This is a genomic window from candidate division WOR-3 bacterium (genome assembly GCA_039801085.1).
Classification (GTDB): Bacteria; Hydrothermota; Tepidihabitantia; order Tepidihabitantales; family Tepidihabitantaceae; genus JAOABP01.
Genome location: JBDRTY010000004.1, coordinates 41,313 through 62,479, shown reverse-complemented (window position 1 = coordinate 62,479; position 21,167 = coordinate 41,313). Strand labels below are relative to the sequence as shown.

Sequence of the window (21,167 nt, the reverse complement as noted above, 5' to 3'; positions counted from 1 at the left end):
CTAAGCCAATGATGTGTGAGGCTTCAAATTTTTACACAAGTCTTCATGACGGTGTGTCGGTGTTATGTTTGACACCTGGAGAGAAGTTGGATATAAAATATAATATGCCCCCCAACACAAGAGGCGTCGATTTTATCCATCTCCACGTCCATTCTGAATACAGTCTTCTGGATGGAGCAGCTAAAATTGAAGAGCTGGTATTGCAAGCAAAGGAGATGGGGATGACGGCACTGGCTTTAACTGATCATGGCAATATGTTTGGGGCGGTTAAATTCTACAAGGCGGCACGGAATGCAGGTTTAAAGCCGATAATCGGCGCTGAAGTATATGTTGCTCCCCGGAATCGGCGCGAGCGGGAAATAAGAAGTGATATTCCCGAAGCCAGCTTTCACCTTACTCTTCTGTGCAAAAATGAAACAGGATATCACAATTTAATAAAACTCGTTTCTCTGGGCTATCTGGAAGGATTTTATTACAAACCACGGGTTGATAAAGAGCTTTTAAGCAGATATCATGAAGGTTTGATCGCACTATCGGGATGCTTGAAAGGTGAGGTGAACTGGTATATTCTGCACGATGATCTGCAGACAGCAATGGCATCAGCTGCGACCTATCAGGAGATATTTGGATCAGAAAATTTCTATCTTGAGGTAATGCGGACCGGTTTACCAGAACAGGAAAAAATTCTGCCTCATATTGCTGAGCTGGCAAAGGCACTGGATATTCCTCTGGTTGCAACCAATGACTGTCATTATCTGAAACCTGATGATGCCCGGGCTCAGGATGTTTTGTTGTGCATTCAGACCGGTAAGCGCCTAAAGGACAAGGATCGGCTCCGTTTAAATGCCAGTGGCTACTATCTCCGGTCAGGAACGGAAATGGAAAAACTCTTTCAGGAATTACCTTCAGCAGTCAGAAATACCAGGATGGTAGCTGAGCGTTGTGAACTGGTTCTGGATATTGAAAGTCGTAGATTTCATCTGCCTGCTTTCAAACCGCCCGCGCCTTACCGCAATGAGTTTGAATACCTTACATATCTTGCTCGCGAAGGTTTGAAAAAAAGATATCCCCGAGTAACGCAGGAACATACGGACCGGCTTGAATACGAACTGTCGGTTATTCAGAGGATGGGATTTGCCGGGTACTTTCTTATTGTGCGGGATATTATTGAATATGCCCGCAATAATGGTATTCCAGTCGGTCCGGGGCGTGGTTCAGCTGGTGGGTCACTGGTGCTGTATTGTCTGGGGGTCACTGAGATTGACCCGATACGCTACGGGCTTCTGTTTGAACGGTTCCTATCTCCGGAAAGAATCACCCTTCCAGATGTTGATGTTGATTTTGCAGATGCGCGACGGGGGGAAGTGATCGAATATATTCGTAACCGGTATGGCAACGATTCAGTGGCACAAATCATTACTTTTGGAACTATGCAGGCTCGACAGGCAGTCCGGGATGTTGCCCGGGTGTTGGATATCTCAATTGCTGAGGCGGATCAAATTGCCAAATTAATTCCGCCGGGAATGGACTTGGAAACTGCGGAGCGAGAGGTGACGGAATTGGCAATGATTATCCGTTCCCAACCGGTGTATCAGGAACTTTGGAATATCGCCAAGAAAATTGAAGGGTTAAACCGCCATGCCTCGGTACATGCCTCAGCGGTTGTTATTGCACCCCGTCCACTGTTGGAGCTCGTTCCGTTATACAAAGCTCCCGGTGCCGATGTGTGTACCCAGTATGATATGTATACACTAGATGACATCGGTTTATTGAAGATGGATGTTCTGGGGTTACGGACATTAACTGTTATAGATGAAGCCGAGAAATTAATAAGATACCGGGTGAATGATTTTTCGATCCGGAACGTAAGTTATGAGGACCGGGCGACTTATGAACTGTTGCAACAGGGGGCGACAGTCGGCGTTTTCCAGCTGGAAAGTGCCGGGATGAGGGATCTTTGTAAGAAGACGCGACCGGAGCGTCTGGAGCATATTATTGCACTTATCGCCCTTTATCGTCCGGGACCGATGGATCTGATTCCAAAATATGTTTCTCGGAAAAATGGTTTTGTTCCGATTGAGTACGACCATCCGCTTCTGGAACCAGTGTGCAAGGAAACCTTCGGGATAATGATCTATCAGGAACAGGTGATGCAAGCGGCTCAGGTTCTTGCCGGCTATACGCTGGCACAGGCAGATGTGCTCCGTCGGGCGATGGGGAAAAAGAAGCCGGAGGAAATGGCAGCGCAACGGGAGACATTTATCAACGGGTGCTGGAGACATGCCGGGATTCCCCGGGAAAAGGCAGCGAAAATTTTTGAACTCCTTGAGAAATTTGCCGGGTATGGTTTTAATAAGTCACATGCAGCCGGTTATGCCTATCTTTCTTACCTTACTGCTTATCTTAAAGCCAATTATCCGGTAGAGTTCATTGCTGCTACCCTGACTAGTGAATTGGGTAATTTTGATAAACTTGCCAGTTTTGTTGCCGAAGCTAGGCGAATGGGTATAAAAATTTTACCACCGGATATTAATGCGAGCGATGTCAATTTTACCGTGGAAGCCAATAATGTTCGTTACGGGCTGGCCGGTTTAAAAAATGTCGGGGTCGGTGCTGCAGTGGCAATTGTTCAGGAACGCAATGAACGCGGGTCTTTCAAAGATCTGCTCGATTTTCTCGTTCGACTGCGAGGCAAAGTGAACCGGAAGGCGATTGAAGCACTAATCAAGGCCGGGGCTTTCAGCTGTTTTGAAGCCAGTCGAGCCAAACTTTTGAATAGGATTGATAAGGAAATTAGCAAAGCAGCTTCGGAAAAGCTGTTATATTTGGACAAGCAGTACAATCTATTTGAAACGGCGGCCGACACTGCGGGTTGCACAGGGGAAGAATTGACATTTGAGGAAGATGACGACGTGAACGTTCTCTCATGGGAGAAGGAGGCATTCGGCTTTTATTTTTCTTCCCATCCGTTGCGAAAGTATCAGCTGGAGTATCAGGCGCTGAATTTGCTACCGATTGAGGAGGTCGGGGTTCGAGGAGAAAACGAGCTCGTAGCGATCGGCGGTATCATTACTGACAGAAGAAGCCGGAAAGACAAGCGCAATCGCGATTATTTGGTATTAATAATTGAGGATTTTAACTCATCGGTGGAGGTAATGGTTTTTTCCGATCTGTTGGAGAGATACCGGGAATTGTTAGTAAAGGATAAGCTGGTGATTGTCCAGGGGCGGATAAAACCGCGCGCCGGTTCTCCATCAGGTGAGGGAAAATCTGGTGATAAGACAGGAATGGTTCAGCTCTGGGCGACCGGATTTATTGAATTCTCACAAGCCCGCGATTTGATCTCGGGGCTGTTTATTGAGTTGCCGATTGAGGAATTGACTCAGTCAAAAACCGCAGAAGTCAAAGTGGCTCTGAAACAGTATCCAGGTAGAATTCCCGTTTATCTTATCATCACTAATACTGACGGAACCAAGCGTAAGTTACGTCTGAAGGAATATTCAGTGCGAATTGAAGATAAGCTTATAAAGGAACTGGTAAGGCTTCTGGGGCAGGATCGTCTGAAGTTGACGGGAACTCTCCAGTTTAGTCAGCAGTCGGCTGTTTTTTCAACGAATCGTTCAGCCTGATTTTCGCTGGCTCGGATCTTTATTGATGGCGGTCAAAAAGTTAGTTGTTCCAGTCTTTTAATTCTTTCTTCCAGGGGCGGGTGGGTGGCAAAGAGATTGTTTTTCGTATTGCGGTCTTTGCCGAAGGGGTTCGCAGTAAACATGTGGGCTGTAGCGTCTGATGCAGTTTTCAGCCTGCCTGTCCAACTGCCGATTTTGCGCAGTGCATTAGCCAAGCCGTAGGGATTGCGCACGATATAGGCACCGGTGGCATCAGCGAGATATTCCCGTTCTCGGGAAACAGCTGCCCGCAGCAGGATAATCAGTATCGGGGAGAGCAGTGCCAGCACAAGGCCGACAAGCAGAAGGATTAACCCCAGTTGACCGCTACCCCGTCGTGAATCACGGCGCCGGCCGGTTCCAGCAAATATCCCCCAGCGAAATATGATGTCGCGGAACAGAATCAGCAGTCCCCCCAGTATGGCAACGATGGTCATCAGCAGAATGTCATAGTTGCGTATGTGAGCGACTTCATGAGCTATTACCCCCTGAAGTTCTTCACGGTTCATTTGTTGCAGCAGTCCGGTGGTGACTGCAACTGAGGCATTTTCCGGGTTACGGCCGGTGGCAAATGCATTAGGTGTTTCATCGTCGACGACGTAGACGCGGGGTTTGGGAATACCGGCCGCCAGTGCGACCTCTTCAACAACATTGTGTAACTCATAATATTCGTCCGTTGAGGCCGGCCGGGCACGATTTACCGCCAGCGCAAGTCTGTCCGATGTGTAATACAGGAGCAGATTATATAATACAATAAAGATGCCTACTAGGATATAAGCTTCAACACCCCAGTTCAGCAGGTATCCAAGTGTATAACCAGCAAATCCAAGTAGAATACTGAAGGCAATAATAAATACCGCTGATTTAAGTTTATTTCGGCTAATCAGCTGATAGAGATGGGCGTGACCGGTCATGATGTCTCAGAAATTAACTTTGGGAACTTCCCTTTCGGTTTCAGGAATTTCATAAAATTCCGCAGGCTGGAAACGGAAGAGTGCGGCAATGATGTTAGTAGGGAACATTTGAACGCGGTTGTTGTAGTCCAGGACGACATCATTGTAGAACTGACGTGCAAAGGCAATTTTGTTTTCAGTATGAGTGAGTTCTTCCTGGAGCCGCATAAAGTTCTGATTTGCCTTGAGGTCCGGATAATTTTCGACCAGCGCAAAGAGAGTTTTCAGTGTAGAGGTCAGCTGGCTGTCGGCGCGGGCGGCCTCTCCGGGACCGCGGGCGTTAATTGCCTGGGTTCTGGCTTCGGCAATTTTTTCAAAAACCTCGCGCTCGTGGGCAGCGTAAGCTTTGACTGTTTCTACAAGGTTGGGGATGAGATCAATCCGGCGTTTCAGCTGGACATCAATCTGATGCCAGCCGTTTTTAACCCGGTTCCGACTGCTTACCAGCAGATTGTAGCTGCCGATTGCTAATAGAATCAGCAATCCTGCGATGATTGCAATTATTATTGTGATCATATTCTTACTCCCTTCTTTTATACATTTTTACCGTTCAAATTCCAGATGGATTTTGAGCCGTGGGGCAGTGAATTCGTCCGGAAGCGGTGGCAATTTCTTTGTGATGATCACCGCCCGGAGACAGGATTCGTCAAACAGGGGATCACCCGAGCCGTTTTCAATTTTAATCTCAGAAATAAGTCCGCTGCGCTCAATAACAAAAACCACGGTTGTTTTGATATTTCTTGCACTGCCTGAATAAGGGTCCTGCCAGTTGCTGGCAATTCGTTCCAGCATCTGCTGAAGATAAAAATTGTATCCGAGGGCGGATACTCCCTCAATTTTGGCACCGAGTCCCGCGCCCCGGATTACTTCGGTTTTCGGGGGAGGGGTATTTTTCGCTTTTTCCGGCGTCTTTTTTGATGTCACCGGTTTGGGAGGTGTTTGCAGAAGTTGCGTTGCCGGCTCTGATTTTCCGGTTGCCGGTTCGTGACTACGCAGGATCTGAACTGTAATTATTGAAGGTCGCAGTGAATCACGGCGTTGCTGCCGGAAGCCACTGACTATGCCGAAGAAAATTAGGATTCCGATATGACCGGCAAAGGATATTAATAACTCACGTTTCATCAGACTGAATGGTTTATTTTGGCAGCGCAGTAAGGCCGATGTTCGTAATTCCCTGTTCCCGGATGATACCGAGAATCTCCATTATCGTCCCGTAGTCGACGCGGCGGTCGGCGTGAAGATAAACCTGGTGATATTCATTCTGGGCAAGTGTGGCTGCCAGTGCCTTGCCGAACCCGGTAAGGGAGACTGATTTGGTGTTGATGAAGATTTGACCATCAGCTTTTACAGAAATTACCAGCCCTGCTTGCGGCTGGGGCTGAGGGCGGGAAGTTCGGGGAAGTTCGAGATCGATGCCCTGCTGTCGGCTGAGAGCAGTTGATACACCGGCGATCAGAAAGATGATCATCAGAGTAAAACTGACATCAGCCAGTGAAGTAATGTTCATTTCGGCAAGAAATTTAAGACGAGGCTGACGGGTGCGTTTATTTTGCATCGGTATTCTGATTTTCGAGAGAAGATACACGGCAGGCCTCAAGGCGGAAAATCCCCGTTAGTTCAGATATAAACCGGTCCATTTCGCCCTCAAGATTTCTAGCCTGTCCGACAAAATAGTTGTAAAATAGAGCAGCAGGTATTGCTACCAAAAGTCCCATTACTGTTGTCACCAGTGCGTCCGATATGCCCGGTGCGATCAATTGTAGAGTCGGAAGCTGAGCGCCTCGCAGCGAAAGGAATGTTCTCAGTACCCCCTGGACCGTACCCAACAGGCCGAGAAAAGGTGCTACCATGGTGGTGATTGCCAGAAATGGCAATGAACTTTCAAGCTGTTCAAGGGTTCGGGAAGCTGCCCGTTCCATAGCTTCAGTGATGTTTGGTACGAGCAGATTCAGATTGTCTTCACGGTTGTGGTTGGAAAATTCGTTCCTGAGAACCTGCCATTCTTCAATGGCTGCGGTCAGGAGCGGAACGAGCGGCGATGCCGGAAAGAGTTTTGAGAGCTCGGAAAGGCTGGTTAACTCACGACGGATATTGAAATTCTCCAGCAAGGCACGGGTTTGGGAACGTGCCCGGCGGAATTGGCGGATTTTGCGAAAGAAGATCGCCCACGAAATGATCGACATCAGCAAGAGAATGCTGAGGATGATCACGGCAAAAAGACCGGCATTGAGAAACGGGGCAAAGAAACTCTGGTTTGTCATCAGGTAGTAATCAGCGCCAGTTTTTCAGGCGCTCCTGCGCCAGTTTTGCCTCCGGACTGTCGGGAAATCCAGAAACAATTTCTTCAAATTTAGTCTTTGCCAGCGCACCTTTACCAAGCAGCTGGTAGATCAGTCCCATCTTATAAAGGGCAGCCGGCACCTTGTTACCATTGGGATATTTTTCCCGGACCCGGTTAAATTCTGTTAAGGCACTGTCTAACTGATTTAATGAGTAGAAGCATTCGCCGATCCAGTACTGGGCATTGTCGGCAAGATCACTTGAGGGAAAAAGCTGGATGAACCGACGGAAGCCGGTAATTGCTACCTGATAGTTAGTCCGGGTGAAATCAAGATATGCGGTGTTGTAAATCACGTCCGGGTCGATGCGGGCTACCGAGCTGTCCACCTTCGTGATGGCGGGTTGAGAGTTTAGGCTATCTGCCAGCAGAGTACCCTGCCAGGCACCTAACCGCCGGCCAATCCTTTCAATCCGGTCCTCCATATCTCCCAGTTCCGCATCCACTTCTCCGATTCTATTCCCCAGCTGTTCAATCAGCGTCAGCACCTCAGCCCGGGATTGCACAAGTTCCTTGTACTGCAGTTGCTGCTGTTGCTCAATGCGTCGGAGCTGGACATTAATTGAATCCAGCAGCAGACCACGGCGGACATACTCGCGCTGCACGGCGCAACCCGGAAAAAGAAAGACAGCCAGCAGGCCCGATGCCGCCAGTGATATAACGGCAGGATACAAAGACCTACTGGCTGTCATCAAGCATCTTATCAGTGTTACTTTTCAGATACCTTGAATTCACACCGCCGGTTCAGATGATATTGAGCCTCATCTGTTGTAACCAACCGTTCTTCACCGTAACTAATGGTGTTGAGGATTGAGCCGTCGACACCCAGTTTCACCAGATATGCCTTGGCCGCTTCTGCCCGGCGCTGACCCAGCGCCATGTTATATTCTGAAGTCCCGATCGGACAGCAGTGCCCCTCAATCGTAACGGTAAATTTCTGTCCCTGATTGACTGCCTGTTTAATCTGGTCAGCATTGCGCTGGAGAATCTGAGCATCGCCAGGCCGGATTTCCGATTTGTCAAAGTCAAAATAAATCGTCTGCAGATTCAGAGTGACTTTGGGGGCTGTTTCAACTGATTCTTCCTTCGGCTGTTCAACAACAACCGGTTCCTCGGCGACCGGCTTAACACATTTTTTAGGGCAGCCGCCGACAGCCAGAATGAGGAAGATACCTAACAGCAGGGTAGTGAGTTTCAGTGCTGTTTTCATCTGTTCCTCCTTTGCTCTTGTTTAAAACTGCACACTTATAATTGCATTACAACGACTGATTTAAAATAAATTTACAATATATCCATTTCTCTGTCAAGTTAAATCTGTTCAGTTTTTATCCGATCTGCCCGGGATTTCCAGCGGCAGTCCTCTATGACAGAGGGGACAGTGTTGAGGTTCATAGGTATTGAGTGGTTCGGAGTAGGCGCTGAAGAGTGGATAGGGCAGCGAACCCCCACGACTGCGGTTGATGAATACTCCGATACCGACAATGCCGGCACCAGTCGCCTGTAACGCGGCGATCGTATCTCTAATTGAGCCTCCGGTAGTCAGAACATCGTCGACAATGAGAATCCGATCAGCAGGAGTGACTACAAAGCCGCGGCCGATTTTTCTGCCGGTCTCCGATTTTTCAGCAATGATGCAGCGGGTATCAAGTTGGCGGGCAACTTCGTAGGCGATGATCGCCCCGCCGGTAGTCGGGCCGCAGACGATCGTGGCTCCGGCTGGGCGATAGTGATCTGCAATCAACCGCGCAAACAGTTCACACAGCCTAGGTTGTTCAAGGATGCGGAATTTTTCAAAATACCGGTCTGAATGCAGTCCGGATGTCAAAAGAAAGTGGCCGGTTCGAAGGACACCATATTTTCGCAAAATTGTACCTAGGTCGTTCTCCATTTTTACCTCCCGATTTGGGCTCTGATTTGCTCAAGTGCCGTCAAAGGGTCGGCCGCCTGGTAAACCGGTCTGCCAACCACAATGTAGTCGGCGCCAGCCTGTGCTGCTTCCTGAGGAGTAAGGAAGCGTTGCTGATCATCATCGGGTTCCTTTTTTAGCCGAATTCCCGGAGTTACGACAATGAATTTCGGTCCGCACCTTTTTTTCAGCGGGCGGATTTCTCTTGGAGAAGCTACGACTCCGTCACAGCCTACACTCTGGGCAAGTTCTGCCAGCGCCAGCACCCGGTTTTCCACCTCTTGGGAAAATCCGGTAATCTGGGTGAGTGCGGTGCGGTCAAGGCTGGTCAGAACCGTGACCGCAATCACCAGCGGTTTCTGTCTGCCGATCTGTTCGGAAGTTTCTCGGGCAGCGCGGGTAGCGGCAAGCATCATTTCCGCCCCGCCCATGGCGTGCACGGTCATCATCTGAACACCAAGTTCGGTTGCCGCGCTGACCGCCTTTTCTACTACTGAAGGGATGTCGGAGAATTTCAGGTCAAGAAATACCCCGGCGCCGGCGGCGATGAATTCGCGGACGAGTTCCGGTCCGCATTTTACCCAGAGATCGATACCGATTTTATAGAGGTCAATACGGGTGCCGAATAGTTCAAGTAATCTTCGCGCTTCGTCAGTTCCGGCAACATTTAGTGCCAGAATCAGTCGGGTCATTTTTACACCTCGCTTTCCCAGCGGTTTTTTGAGTTGAGCCGATTTTTTTCAAGCGAAAGATAGCTGCAAGCTCGCGGACAATTTTCCAGCTGCGATTGGGGGTGATCAAATTTGCGGTGCCAACCTGCACCATTTTTGCCCCGGCACAGAGAAACTCGTATGCATCTTGGCCGTTCATAATTCCGCCGCAACCAATTACTGGAATTTTAACTGCTGCTGCAACCCGATCAACGCAGAACAGGGCGAATGGTTTGATTGCCGGACCAGAAATGCCGCCGGTTCTGCCCCCCAGCAGCGGTAGGCCATTTTCATCCAGAACCAGACCGAACAGGGTATTAATGACAGTAACAGCATCAGCACCGCTGTCCTCGGCGGCGCGAGCGGTCACAGCCGGATCGACGAAATTGGCTGTAAGTTTTACTATCAGCAGTTTACGGGTACATTTGCGCACCGCGGATATAAGGTTTGTAACCATCTTTGGGTTCTGCCCCAGAAGGGCACCGCCCTCCCTGACATTCGGACAGGAAAGGTTAAGTTCCAAAGCGGTAATCTGATCTTCTTCCAGCATTTCTGCAATCTGAACGAACTCATCGATTTTGGAGCCTGCAATATTGACAATCAGCCGGGATTGTAAATTCCGGAGGTGGGGAAGAATTTCGGTCTTAAAATGCTGAACACCCGGGTTTTCCAGCCCGACCGAATTGACGATGCCTCCACAGACTTCGGCAATTCGGGGCATGGGGTTACCGGTCCGGGGTTGAAGTGTTATCGCCTTGGTGACAATGCCGCCAAGTTTTTGGGCAATTTGCCGGTATTCCAGACCAAAGCCGAATGTTCCCGAAGCAGCGATGACCGGGTTGCGGAATTTTACTCCGGCGAGTATTACCTCCAGATTCACAGATCAACCTCTTTCAGGTTCACTACCGGACCCTCCCGGCAGATTCGCAGATAACCGCCGGTTTTCTTTCTGATACCACAGCAGTAACAGATACCGGTTCCACAGCCCATCCGTTCCTCCAGAAACCCCCAGACTGGCAGATTGCCGGCAATTTCATCAATCTTTTTGAGCATTTCCCGGGGACCGCAGGTGTAGATTACCGGTTCGGGTATTTTGTCCAGAATACGGGGAACCAAGTCGGTCAGCACCCCCTTTATGCCCCTTTTTCCGTCTTCAGTGGAGATCAGCACCCGGGCACCAAGCGCACGGAAGTCCTTTACCAGTATCAGGTCCTCTGCCCGGCGGGCTCCGATGATCGTTGTAATCCGGTTACTGGGGGCGAGGATTCGAGCAAGGTAAAAAAGTGGTGCGATGCCTACCCCACCACCGCACAGTAACACATTTTTATTGTAAACGAGTGGTGCCGGTCTGCCCAGTGGTCCGAGGATATCAATTTTGGCACCGGCCGGGAGTCGGACAAGGGCTGCGGTTCCCTTGCCAGCAATCCGGATTATGAATCGGAGTTTGCCATTTTTTGTGTCGGCGACAGAAATCGGCCGGCGCAGAAGCAGGTCCGCATTGTCAGGCGGTTTTATTCCGTAAAATTGGCCGGGGGCTGGAGCAGGTCCGGAGTTTTCCGGTTTGACCCACAAAGAGAAGATTTCTGAGGTGAGTTTGGTCTTTCTGATAATGCTGGCGGGTATAGAGGTAGCGGGATTCATCTTGAAAAAATATTTCCCTGCTTTAACGGTCGTCACTGCTGCTTAGCTTTTAAAGTGATCTTCGCCAGCCATTCTTGGGCTGCCCGGGCATATTCGGTTTTCGGATAACTGGCGATGATACGATTCAGCACCGGTACCGCATTTGCAGAGTCTTGTTTTACCCGGAGGAGGATCCAGGCTTTCGCCAGCAGGGCTTTGGGTGCAAGTTCGGTCTGGGGAAATGAATCGGCGACCCGCTGGTAGATCGTCATTGCCGAATCATATTCTGCCAGGTTCAGGTTGTGAATTTCTGCCAAAAGAAACAGGGCGGTTGCCGAGGGGCTGACGCTGGTAGTTTCCGAGGTGATTGCCTGCAGAAGAGCGGCACGTTTGGTAGCCATAACACCCCATTCAGAATCAGCCCGACGCAGCCGGGCAGTATCATAATATGCACGGGCACGGACAAATTCCCGGCGCTGTTCGTAATACTTGCCCAAGAGAAATGCTGCCTCTGCCCCCCGGGTGTTGCTGCTTGAAATGTTGACCAGAACCGCGACCGCCTCCTCATCCCGCCCCAGAGCAGAGAGAGCCTTGGCTATTATCAGATTCAACTCTTCATCCAGATCCGGATATCGGCCCCGGAACTCCCGGGCTGCTTTGAGCGCATCGGCATATTTTTTGTCCAGAAGCAGGCATTGGGCAAGCCGGGCACCAGCTTCAGTTCGTTTCCGGGGATTGGATTCCTGCAATTGATACCGCTGATACCATTCGACCGCCTCAGCATAACGGCCCGTCTGCTGGCAGGCGTCTGCCAGCAGACGGAGTGCCGGGAGATAATGCTGAGATTTAGGAAATTTTCTAATGAACTTCAGCAGTGAGTCGATGCCCTCTTTAATATCCCCCTGCTCAATTTCATAAACTGCCGCATGGTAACTTGCAGCTGCCTTCAGCATCGGATAGCGCTGTTTTACTATTTCAAGAAGCATTCTGCCGGCACCTGGCTGATTGTTGCGAATCAGTGCGACCGCGTGATAGAGTTTTGCCTCGGGTACATATCTTGATCTTGGGAACACAAGTTCCAGCTGCTCAAATGATTTTACAGCCCGGGCATACTCACCTTTTTCAAAATAAGCCCTGCCGATCAGATAGAGCGCATCATCAACCCAGCGGGACCGGGGATAATGGTTGATCACCAGTGCTGATTTTTCAATTGAACGGTCAAATTTGGACTGTGCCTGACCTGCGTTTCCCTCCGATTTCAGCCTCATACCCTCCCGGAAATACTGCTGGGCATTATAGAAGGTATTAAAGTAGGCACAACCGGCTAACAGGATTCCGAGAAATAGAAACAGGGGCAGGCACAAATTCCGGCCGCTTGGCATCAGGTAAAGATTAGCATAAGACAGGAGGGAGTCAAGGAGCGATTATCCACCAGTAGATAACACCGGGGTGAGCTCCGGGGTATGCCCCGATATTGAGAAAGATTGTGGTCTGTGTGTTTAAGTGTAATTGTTACAATATGTTAATGAGAAAAATCAGGCATGCTTCGATATATGTGCACGGTTTTGCACTTATTGGTTACCGTTGGTTTTGAATCTGCAGGTTGCCTGTAATTCGGACAGTGTCGCCTGGTCGGATGCCGTGGGAGGCAAACCAGCCGGCAACAGTCTCAAGAGCATAACGGGCCGGTCTTGAGGATGTGTAGCGGGTAACTGTATCCAAGGGGGTCATTTCCATTATATCGGTGATGATTCCGGCAGAGTCGATGAAGGCAATTGACAGGGGAATGTAGCAGTTTTTCATCCAGAACCGGAGGGTCTCGTCATGTTGAAATATAAAGAGCATTCCTGAATCTGGTGCAAGGTAATGGCGGAACATCAGGCCCAGTGTCTTTTCTTCCAGTGTCCGGGCGATTTCTGCGGTGAGTTGCTGGTTACGAATGGAAATTTTCACCGTCGGACGGCTGGGAACCGCTTCCTTTTTTTCCTCGGGCGCCCCCTGCGGTTTTTTTGTCCCGCAGTGGCAGAACGGGGAAAGGAGAAAAAATGTTAATGTGACTATCACGTACGAAGTTTTAAGGGTATTTGCCAAGTTTCAGGCCGGTTTTATGCCCTCAAGCACAATTTCTGAAAGGTCGGCAATTCGGGTAAAGAGCGACCGGAGGTAGTGGAGGAGTTTCAGGCGGTTGGTCCGGATTTTTTCGTCCGGGCACATAATGAGCACATCGTCAAACAACCGGTCAATTGCCGGACGTAGGTTCAGCAGTAACTGCAGGGCGGCGTGGTAGTGCTGCTGTTCGATTAACCGGTTGAGCTCGGGTTCGATAGTCTTTGCCTGATTGAACAGTTCCTTCTCAGCCGGTTCTGTCAACAGGTTCGGGTCCGGGAGTCCGGCAACTGTCTGACCGCGCAGGATGTTGACAACTCTTTTCTGCCCTGTAATCAGTTTTTCAAAGTCCGGGGAGTGGCTGAATTCCACAAGGCTGTGCGCCCGCGCCAGCGCTTCTGCGGGAGTGTGCCAGACAGTGCTGAGAACCGCATTGGCCACATCGTAGGGGATGCCATTTTCGATCAACAGGGCATTCAGTCTTTCCTGGAAAAGGGAAAGAATCAGCCGCACAATTTCCGTAGTTTTGTTTGCTGCGAAGAAGTTCAGCGTGGTTTCAATCAGCCGGTCAATCGCTACCGGCAGGCCATGATGGAGAATGATCCGCAGTATGCCAGTTGCCTGACGCCGGACACCGAAGGGGTCCTCAGAACCGGTCGGGATGTTCCCGGTAAGATAGGTAGCGCAGATGTTGTCGATTTTGTCGGCAATGCTGAGAAGTGCACCGGGAATAGAGCGGGGCAGAGGGTCATCAGCGGTTTTGGGAAGGTAATGCTCGCCGATCGCCTGGGCAACAACCGGGTCTTCACCTAAAAGCCGGGCATAGATGGAACCGACAATTCCCTGAAGTGCAGTAAACTCCTTTTCCCGGACCAGATTGGTTAACAGGTCGGCTTTACAGAGATAGGCAGCACGATCCAGTTTTTCCGGTGCAGGAATGCTCGCGGTTTCCGCAAGATGGTGACAGATCTGTAGCAGCCGCATGGTCTTGTCGTAGTAGCTGCCCAGGCCTTCAATCCAGGTGACATTTTTTTCTTGCTCTACAAGCGGTTCCAACCCGGTTTTCAGATCGGCTTCAACAAAGAAACGGGCGTCTCGGAGACGGGATTCAATTGCCTGTTCGTACCAGCGGCGGACGAGTCCGGTGTCGCAGTCCGGGGTATTGAGTACCGCGATGAAACAGGAAAGCAGGTTACCTTGGGTGTCCTCTATCGAGAAACAGCGTTGATGCATGCGCAGAGCGGTAGTGAGTACCGGGCGGGGAAGTTTGAGAAATTCAGGATCGAAAGTGCCGAGCAGCGGTTCGGGGTATTCGGTGATGTTGAGCGTTTCCTCGAGCAGATCCTTGTCGCCGACTATCTGACCGTTTACCGAGCAGGCAAGGAGCTGGAGACGGTCTTGAATGAACGCTGCCCGCTGTTTCGGGTCGGCGATCACCTTGTGCTCAAGGAGCAGCTGTTCATAGTCCTGGGGTGCTGATACCGGCAGAGGTTCGGATGTGAAGTTGCGATGGCCTAAGGTATAGCGGTCCGCCATAATGCTGCCGAGGGTAAACCGGATGGGAGAAGAATCCAGCAGGCATAATATCCAGCGGATCGGACGGGAAAAGCGGATCCCAGTGTCATCCCAGCGCATGGTTTTAGGGAAGGGTAGGGTGCTGATGAGAGAAGGAAGTTCCTGTCCGAGTATTGCTTCGGTGGGAACCGGGGGCAGAGTTTTTTTCAGAAATACATACTCCCCGCGCTCAGTCGTTTTCACATAGAGGTCTTCAACTGATCTGCCGTGGCTGCGGGCAAATCCGGTGGCGGTTTTTGTGGGGTTACCGTCAGCGTCAAAGGCGGCTTTTTTCGGCGGTCCCTGGATTTCAACTTCAACAGCCGGTTTTGTCAGTGCCAGGTCGTTTATTCTTACCGCTAAACGTCTTGGAGTCCAGAAGAGCTGATCGCTTCCCACCGGGAGGTTATTTTCACTTAAGAGGTTCAGCAACCGGTGCCGGAGTTCAAATGCGGCGTTTTCCACCACACCGGGCGGAAGTTCTTCGGTTCCAATTTCGAGGAGTAGAATCGCCACAGTGTTATAATATATTGTGATTAAGTTGGATGTCAATTAGAGGGGAATGACGGGATTAAACCGGTTGCGGCTAACAGAGGCTGGACAGCAGGATAAACTCCTTGACTTTTAAAGATCTTAGGGGTAAAATTTAAGACTGGACAATGATTGTTTTACTGCTGCCGTGGATACTGATATCAGGCATTGTGCTGCCCGTATTCCAAGGAAATATTAAAATCAATGCCGATTATACTGTTTATGAGGACACCGGTGGCTTACGGGTAATGGATTTTTTTTATGAAATTCCATATTCCGGACTTACGTTTGTAAGAAACGGGAGTGGTTTTGCTGCCCGTTACCGGATGACAATGGAAGCGCTGGACCGGTCCAGCCGGGTGATGGCAGCAGATGTCTGGGAACATGAGGTGCAGGTGGCAGATTATTCCGCAACGGTGAATCCCGATTCGATCATCAGCGGTGCAGTTCGATTTTCTCTGCCCAGCGGGACGGCCGCAGTCCGGGTGAGTGTGTATGACCGTTTAAGTGAGCGGCAGGCGGTGAGCCGGTTCATTCCTGAAGGGGACGGACGGGGGGGACATTTACGGTTGTTTAAATCCGGCCGGGCGAACCCCAGTCGGATTTACGGTCTGAATGATACAATTGAAATTGAGGCAGAATTTGTGCCTGCCGGCAGTTCTGCAATTTCTTGTGGGGACAGTGTGCTCTGGCTGGTTAAAAGGGGGAGTCGGGTGTTGAATGGGGTGCGGACAGCCGTAAGCCCTAATGCGGGCCGGTTGACTGCCGAGTTACGGTTACCGGTAACCGATTCCGGTTTTTGGGGCAGCGGGACATATACCGCTGAATTCCGACTTTTGAGCGGTAACGGGGATGGAGAAGTAGAGTTTGAGGTTAAACTGCCGTTTTACTACGATGACAGTTCGTGGAATGCCAGAGTTGAACAGCTGATCTATATTGCCTCTCAGGATGAGATTCGCAGGTTAAAGCGGACGGTGCGGGCAGATCGTCAGTCCGCGTGGAAGGAATTCTGGCAGGATAAAGACCCGAATCCCTCAACCGCGGTCAATGAGCGGGAGCAGGAGTATTTTAACCGGATTGAATACTGCGAGCAGAACTTCAGCCGGGGGGATTTGGGTTACCGGAGTGACCGGGGAAAAATTTATGTGCTCTACGGGCCTCCAGACCAGGTTGAGTCCCGGCCGTTTGAAATAGACCGGCCGGCTGAGGAAGTATGGTACTATTATCAACGCAATCTCACTTTTATTTTTGTTGACCGTTTCGGTTCCGGTGAATTTGTCTTGTGGAGGTAGTGATGATAGTAATGGTAAACCTGGTGCTGTTTTGGGCGGCTTTCGGTGATACACTGCATTTTGACTTTGACTGGGCAGTCTTTCGTCACACTGCCGATTCGGTCCGTATAGAGTTTTACTACGGCATCGGTTTCCGGGAGCTGAATTTTCAGTCCGTAGATAGTCTGCTGGTGGCACCGTTCCGGATTGAGTTTTCCATTAACGGCATCAACCGTCAGTTTTCGGAATCGGGGACTTTGATCAAAAGGGCACGGCTACGAAGTTTCCAGGAGGCGATTGTCAGTCATCGGGTATTTGTTGATCAGTTCAGTGTCATTGCACCTGCCGGTAGTTATGAGGTCCGAACATCAGTTGCCGATTCCATGCATGCTGGAACCGTTACCGATACCATTACTGTTCCACAATTTGGCGATCGGCTGATGCTCAGTTCGATTCAGCTGGGGAATGCACTCTTGGCAGATTCACAGACTCAGGCATTGGCAGTGATACCAAATCCGGGGCGCCGGTTTGTTGCCGGTCGCAATCAGAAGCTTTACGCCTATTTTGAAACCTACGGTCTTAATCCCCAGACCAGAAGTTACGAGTTGCGCTATTATATGGTCAGCGGGGGTGGGGATGATACTATAGTCCGTTCAGCACCGATCGAACGTCCCAAGTCGGGCAGCCGCAGTGCGACGGCACTGGAAATCAACATTGACAGTCTTAACCCGGGTTCGTATGAACTGGTGGTAGAGGTGGTAGATCATCCGTTTTCGGTTCAAAACCGGGTGATTTTCAATCTGGTAGAAGCGGTTACTAGTCAGCCGAGAGCAGAGAGGTATCATCTCCAGCTGACACCGCGCGAACAGAGGTATTATCAGGAGCTGCAGTATATCGCCACTCCTCGGGAGTTGGAGTACTATAACCGTCTTTCCCCCGAAGGGCGTGAGGCATACCTCGCTTGGTTCTGGTCCCGGCATAATCTGAGCGAGTTTGTCCGGCGGATGGAGACCGTAGAGGGCAGGTTTGCCACTGCCCGGACACCGGGAATCAAAACCGATCGGGGAAGAATATATGTGAAGTATGGGGAGCCTGATGCAATTGAACGCAAAACGATGGAGATGGAGGTTAAACCACGGGAGTACTGGTTTTACTATCAGCTTGGGCTTACTTTCATTTTTATTGATATCCACGGTGATGGCAATTATCGTCTGGCATGGACGAACAGCCCGGAGGAGCCCAAGACCGGACTGGAACATCTGCTAACAACCGAGGAGCAGGATCTGTATCATTAGTGTCAGGATGGGGATAAGCGGCACAGGTGGCAATACCGGATAACTGGAGATCAGTAATGGCAACAGAGAATCGGTGCCAGGGGGATAAGCAGAGTCCGAAAATGGTTTTGGTGCAGTTTAACCTTTTTAAGAGAAACTGGTGTGCAGTTACATCTGATGGCAATTTCCACCCGGGTGAATGGGTGATTGTTGCTGATGAAGAGGGAGAAGATCTTGGTCGGATTGTAGCGCAGCGAGCTGCTGGTATGTATACGGCAGAGGGAACTGTGGTGAGACGGGCAACGGAGGAGGACATGAGATTGAAAACCGAGCTGGAGGCAAAGACCCGTCAGGCGCTTGAGCTGTTTTTACGGTTGCGCGATGAATATAACCTGAAGATGCAGGTTGTCGGTGCGCACTGGCGTCTGGATCGGAAGAAGATCTGTTTTTATTTCGTTGCCGACGAGAAGCTGAATTTCCGCATGCTGCATAAAGCGGTCGCCTCCGTCCTCAATACCCGCGTAGCGATCAAGCAAATCGGGATCCGGGACCACACCAGACTTATCGGCGGGCTGGGCATCTGTGGACGGGTAGTCTGCTGTCAGCAGTTTTTGCGGGAGCTGAAGCCGATTACTCTGCGTATGGCGCGGCAGCAGCATCTGTTTGTGGAACCAAACAAAATATCCGGTTTGTGCGGAAAGCTGCTCTGCTGTTTAAGTTATGAGGAGGGTGTTTATCAAGATCTGATCGCCAGCTGTCCCCATATTGGTGATCGTATCCAGACGCCAGAGGGAGAGGGGGTGGTTGTGGAAGTTAATGCCCTGACCCGGCGTTTAAGAGTTCGTTATGATAACGGTAATGAAAAAACCATGGCATTGGAGGAGTTGCAAATTGAAGGATGAGATCATTAAAGAGGTTGCAAAGAGCGAGGGTTTAACACCGCGGGAGCTGAAGAATCTGATCCGGACCGGATGGGTTATTCTGCTGAAAAACCGCCGGCGGCGCATCAGACCGTTGGCAGTGGGAGAGAAAACCAGGGTCAAGGTGAATGCTAATATCGGCACATCACCTGACCGGGTGGATGTGGAACTGGAGCTGGAAAAACTGCGAGTGGCAATTGCTGCCGGTGCGGACACGGTTATGGATCTGTCGGTCGGCGGAGAGGTAGATGTTATTCGCCGAGAGGTGCTCAGGAATGCCACGGTACCAGTGGGAACAGTGCCGATTTATCAGGTTGCATTGGAGATGAGAAAGCGCCGGCGGAGCTTCCGGGAAGCCCGGGTCAGGGATATCTTCCGGGTGATTGAAAAACATCTGGAGGATGGAGTCGATTTCATTACCGTGCACTGCGGGGTGACGAGTAAAAATATCGAAACGCTCCGGGATCGCCCCAGGTTATGCGGAATTGTCAGTCGGGGTGGGGTGATGATGGTTGAGTGGATGCGCTATCAGGGACGGGAAAATCCGTTGTATGAATATTATGATGAACTGCTGGATCTGGCTAAAGATTACTCCGCTACCCTATCTTTGGGAGATGGACTGCGCCCGGGGGCGTTGGCGGACGCTACCGATGAGGCTCAAATCCGCGAACTGGTAACCATTGGTGAGCTAGTCCAGCGGGCGCGGGCTGCCGGTGTATCAGTCATGGTTGAGGGGCCAGGACATATTCCTCTCGATCAGATTGAAGCAAATATCCGGCTGGAGAAGGTGATTTGTGACCGGGCACCATTTTATGTGCTGGGACCACTTGTGACCGATGTTGCCTGCGGTTATGATCACATTAACGGGGCAATTGGTGGTGCACTGGCTGCCTGGTACGGTGCGGATTTTCTTTGCTATGTCACACCATCAGAGCATCTTGGATTGCCAGATGTTGAAGACGTGCGGGAAGGAGTAATTGCTGCTCGGATTGCAGCGCATGCAGCTGATATTGCGCGGAAGCATCCCGGTGCCATTGAATGGGATCACCGGATTTCCCGTTTCCGGAAGGAACTTAACTGGGATGCGATGATTAACTCCTGTATTGACCCCGATCGGGCGCGAGGAATTTATTCAATTCAACCTTCGCGCACCAAAGGGGTGTGCACGATGTGTGGAGAATTCTGTGCGGTTAAAAAAACAAAGGAGACTTTATATGGTGATTAAACCCCAATATAGACTCTGGACTCCGGGACCGGTTGCGGTTCCCAAAGCCTATCTGAAGGCACTGGACCGGGAACTGGTGTATCACCGCGAGGAGCTCTTCGGAAAGCTGCTGACGGCGGTGGTCAAGAGGTTACAACAAATCTTTTTGACCAATCAGCCGGTTTACGTTCTGACATCGTCCGGGACCGGAGCAATGGAGGCAGCAGTCGTCAATCTGGTCAGTCCGGGAGATCGTGTGATTGTCACTCACGCCGGTAAATTCGGCGAGCGCTGGCGGGAGATTAATTTCCGTTTCGGTGCCTATGTCGATGAGCTGGCGCGGCCTTATGGGGAAGCGATTCCACCCGAGGAGCTCGAACGCAAGTTGAAAAGCAATGACGCTACCAAGTGTGTATTTGCAACCCTGACCGAAACTTCCACCGGGGTCACTAACGACATTAGGGCATTCGGGGAAATCTGCTACCGCTTGAATCGAATTTTAATTGTCGATGCCATCGCCGGACTGGGGGTGGATGAACTGCAGATGGACGCTTGGCATGTGGATGTGGTAATCGGCGGGTCACAGAAGGGTTTCGCCTGTCCACCAGGGCTTGCCTTTATCGCCCTGAGCGAGAAGGCGTGGACACAGGTGGAAAAATGTAAAAACAGCCGTTATTACTTCGATTTAAGGCAGTACAAGAAATTCGCCGAGAAGGGACAGACACCATGGACGCCGGCAATTTCACTCTTTTATGCCCTGGATATCGCTCTGACACGGATGACACGGCGGGGAATTAAGAAAATCTGGCAGGAGAAGGCGGAATTGGCCTCTTTTGTCCGCAGGGAGCTTGAGAAAAAAGGTTATACGCTGTTTCCTCAGCGTCCTTCCAATGCCTTGACTGTTATCCGGATGCCTGAAGGGGTGGATGGAACAAAAATTATTAATTACTGTAAACAGGTCCGGAAGGTGCTTCTTTCGAATGGGCAGGCGGAGTTGCGGGGTAAGATTGTGCGGATCGGCCATATGGCACCGGTTACGAAAGCGGAAATGGCAAGGGTTCTGCGATACTTTGACGAAGCCTGTCGCCGGTTTTCTCGCAAAACCGTTTAAT

General features: G+C 50.6%; 20 protein-coding genes. 6 read left to right on the top strand and 14 right to left on the bottom strand.

Annotation, left to right across the window (positions count from 1 at the left end; all coding sequences use genetic code 11):
• The first annotated feature begins 104 nt into the window (after positions 1 to 104).
• Positions 105 to 3,629, top strand: coding sequence for a DNA polymerase III subunit alpha (locus tag ABIK48_07730; protein ID MEO0022044.1), 3,525 nt, complete (start codon positions 105 to 107; stop codon positions 3,627 to 3,629).
• Between the two features lie 32 nt (positions 3,630 to 3,661).
• Here ABIK48_07730 and ABIK48_07725 read toward each other — a convergent pair whose 3' ends face one another.
• The 14 genes from ABIK48_07725 to glyS all read right to left on the bottom strand — a co-directional run bounded on the left by ABIK48_07725 (position 3,662) and on the right by glyS (position 15,371).
• On the bottom strand, positions 3,662 to 4,582 hold the full coding sequence (locus ABIK48_07725) for a M48 family metalloprotease (GenBank protein MEO0022043.1): 921 nt from the start codon (positions 4,580 to 4,582) through the stop codon (positions 3,662 to 3,664).
• Between the two features lie 6 nt (positions 4,583 to 4,588).
• Entirely contained in the window at positions 4,589 to 5,137 is a 549-nt protein-coding gene (locus tag ABIK48_07720; GenBank protein MEO0022042.1) for a LemA family protein, read from the bottom strand.
• Positions 5,138 to 5,164: 27 nt separating this feature from the next.
• Positions 5,165 to 5,743 carry a TonB family protein gene (locus tag ABIK48_07715; protein ID MEO0022041.1) on the bottom strand — a complete coding sequence of 193 codons (579 nt, stop codon included), beginning with the start codon at positions 5,741 to 5,743 and terminating at the stop codon, positions 5,165 to 5,167.
• 13 nt (positions 5,744 to 5,756) lie between these two features.
• Positions 5,757 to 6,176, bottom strand: a complete 420-nt coding sequence (locus ABIK48_07710) for a biopolymer transporter ExbD (GenBank protein ID MEO0022040.1) — start codon at positions 6,174 to 6,176, stop codon at positions 5,757 to 5,759.
• On the bottom strand, positions 6,166 to 6,882 hold the full coding sequence (locus tag ABIK48_07705) for a MotA/TolQ/ExbB proton channel family protein (GenBank protein ID MEO0022039.1): 717 nt from the start codon (positions 6,880 to 6,882) through the stop codon (positions 6,166 to 6,168). Before ABIK48_07705 ends, ABIK48_07710 begins: the two co-directional genes overlap by 11 nt.
• Before the next feature lie 10 nt (positions 6,883 to 6,892).
• Positions 6,893 to 7,564: a tol-pal system protein YbgF gene (gene ybgF, locus ABIK48_07700; GenBank protein MEO0022038.1), complete on the bottom strand. Its 672-nt coding sequence runs from the start codon at positions 7,562 to 7,564 to the stop codon at positions 6,893 to 6,895.
• 104 nt (positions 7,565 to 7,668) lie between these two features.
• Entirely contained in the window at positions 7,669 to 8,169 is a 501-nt protein-coding gene (locus ABIK48_07695; protein MEO0022037.1) for an OmpA family protein, read from the bottom strand.
• A 108-nt stretch (positions 8,170 to 8,277) separates the two neighbouring features.
• Complete coding sequence (pyrE, locus tag ABIK48_07690; protein ID MEO0022036.1) at positions 8,278 to 8,847, bottom strand: orotate phosphoribosyltransferase; 570 nt, start codon at positions 8,845 to 8,847, stop codon at positions 8,278 to 8,280.
• Between the two features lie 2 nt (positions 8,848 to 8,849).
• A complete protein-coding gene (gene pyrF / locus ABIK48_07685) occupies positions 8,850 to 9,557 on the bottom strand; it encodes an orotidine-5'-phosphate decarboxylase (protein ID MEO0022035.1) in 708 nt (235 codons plus the stop codon).
• A complete protein-coding gene (locus ABIK48_07680; GenBank protein MEO0022034.1) occupies positions 9,517 to 10,455 on the bottom strand; it encodes a dihydroorotate dehydrogenase in 939 nt (312 codons plus the stop codon). The genes pyrF and ABIK48_07680 overlap by 41 nt, the downstream gene beginning before the upstream one ends.
• Positions 10,452 to 11,216, bottom strand: coding sequence for a dihydroorotate dehydrogenase electron transfer subunit (locus ABIK48_07675; protein MEO0022033.1), 765 nt, complete (start codon positions 11,214 to 11,216; stop codon positions 10,452 to 10,454). Before ABIK48_07675 ends, ABIK48_07680 begins: the two co-directional genes overlap by 4 nt.
• A gap of 32 nt (positions 11,217 to 11,248) precedes the next feature.
• Complete coding sequence (locus ABIK48_07670; GenBank protein MEO0022032.1) at positions 11,249 to 12,577, bottom strand: tetratricopeptide repeat protein; 1,329 nt, start codon at positions 12,575 to 12,577, stop codon at positions 11,249 to 11,251.
• 196 nt (positions 12,578 to 12,773) lie between these two features.
• Positions 12,774 to 13,259, bottom strand: a complete 486-nt coding sequence (locus ABIK48_07665) for a DUF192 domain-containing protein (GenBank protein MEO0022031.1) — start codon at positions 13,257 to 13,259, stop codon at positions 12,774 to 12,776.
• Positions 13,260 to 13,289: 30 nt separating this feature from the next.
• On the bottom strand, positions 13,290 to 15,371 hold the full coding sequence (gene glyS, locus ABIK48_07660; GenBank protein ID MEO0022030.1) for a glycine--tRNA ligase subunit beta: 2,082 nt from the start codon (positions 15,369 to 15,371) through the stop codon (positions 13,290 to 13,292).
• A 143-nt stretch (positions 15,372 to 15,514) separates the two neighbouring features.
• Between glyS and ABIK48_07655 the strand changes: the two genes are divergently transcribed.
• The 5 genes from ABIK48_07655 to ABIK48_07635 are packed head-to-tail and all read left to right on the top strand — an operon-like array spanning position 15,515 to position 21,166.
• Positions 15,515 to 16,678: a GWxTD domain-containing protein gene (locus ABIK48_07655; protein ID MEO0022029.1), complete on the top strand. Its 1,164-nt coding sequence runs from the start codon at positions 15,515 to 15,517 to the stop codon at positions 16,676 to 16,678.
• Between the two features lie 2 nt (positions 16,679 to 16,680).
• Positions 16,681 to 17,952, top strand: a complete 1,272-nt coding sequence (locus tag ABIK48_07650) for a GWxTD domain-containing protein (GenBank protein ID MEO0022028.1) — start codon at positions 16,681 to 16,683, stop codon at positions 17,950 to 17,952.
• Between the two features lie 56 nt (positions 17,953 to 18,008).
• Positions 18,009 to 18,833, top strand: coding sequence for a regulatory iron-sulfur-containing complex subunit RicT (gene ricT / locus ABIK48_07645; GenBank protein MEO0022027.1), 825 nt, complete (start codon positions 18,009 to 18,011; stop codon positions 18,831 to 18,833).
• Positions 18,823 to 20,076 carry a phosphomethylpyrimidine synthase ThiC gene (gene thiC / locus ABIK48_07640; GenBank protein ID MEO0022026.1) on the top strand — a complete coding sequence of 418 codons (1,254 nt, stop codon included), beginning with the start codon at positions 18,823 to 18,825 and terminating at the stop codon, positions 20,074 to 20,076. The genes ricT and thiC overlap by 11 nt, the downstream gene beginning before the upstream one ends.
• Positions 20,066 to 21,166: an alanine--glyoxylate aminotransferase family protein gene (locus ABIK48_07635; protein ID MEO0022025.1), complete on the top strand. Its 1,101-nt coding sequence runs from the start codon at positions 20,066 to 20,068 to the stop codon at positions 21,164 to 21,166. The genes thiC and ABIK48_07635 overlap by 11 nt, the downstream gene beginning before the upstream one ends.
• Position 21,167 lies beyond the last annotated feature (1 nt).

Coding starts and splice junctions, on each gene's coding strand:
- ABIK48_07635 (MEO0022025.1), top strand. CDS start 20,066: ATGGTGATTAAACCCCAATATAGACTCTGGACTCCGGGACCGGTTGCG.
- ABIK48_07695 (MEO0022037.1), bottom strand. CDS start 8,169: ATGAAAACAGCACTGAAACTCACTACCCTGCTGTTAGGTATCTTCCTC.
- pyrE (MEO0022036.1), bottom strand. CDS start 8,847: ATGGAGAACGACCTAGGTACAATTTTGCGAAAATATGGTGTCCTTCGA.
- ABIK48_07650 (MEO0022028.1), top strand. CDS start 16,681: ATGATAGTAATGGTAAACCTGGTGCTGTTTTGGGCGGCTTTCGGTGAT.
- ABIK48_07705 (MEO0022039.1), bottom strand. CDS start 6,882: ATGACAAACCAGAGTTTCTTTGCCCCGTTTCTCAATGCCGGTCTTTTT.
- ABIK48_07675 (MEO0022033.1), bottom strand. CDS start 11,216: ATGAATCCCGCTACCTCTATACCCGCCAGCATTATCAGAAAGACCAAA.
- ABIK48_07725 (MEO0022043.1), bottom strand. CDS start 4,582: ATGACCGGTCACGCCCATCTCTATCAGCTGATTAGCCGAAATAAACTT.
- ABIK48_07670 (MEO0022032.1), bottom strand. CDS start 12,577: ATGCCAAGCGGCCGGAATTTGTGCCTGCCCCTGTTTCTATTTCTCGGA.
- pyrF (MEO0022035.1), bottom strand. CDS start 9,557: ATGACCCGACTGATTCTGGCACTAAATGTTGCCGGAACTGACGAAGCG.
- ABIK48_07715 (MEO0022041.1), bottom strand. CDS start 5,743: ATGAAACGTGAGTTATTAATATCCTTTGCCGGTCATATCGGAATCCTA.
- ABIK48_07720 (MEO0022042.1), bottom strand. CDS start 5,137: ATGATCACAATAATAATTGCAATCATCGCAGGATTGCTGATTCTATTA.
- ABIK48_07655 (MEO0022029.1), top strand. CDS start 15,515: ATGATTGTTTTACTGCTGCCGTGGATACTGATATCAGGCATTGTGCTG.
- ABIK48_07710 (MEO0022040.1), bottom strand. CDS start 6,176: ATGCAAAATAAACGCACCCGTCAGCCTCGTCTTAAATTTCTTGCCGAA.
- ABIK48_07730 (MEO0022044.1), top strand. CDS start 105: ATGCCCCCCAACACAAGAGGCGTCGATTTTATCCATCTCCACGTCCAT.
- ricT (MEO0022027.1), top strand. CDS start 18,009: ATGGCAACAGAGAATCGGTGCCAGGGGGATAAGCAGAGTCCGAAAATG.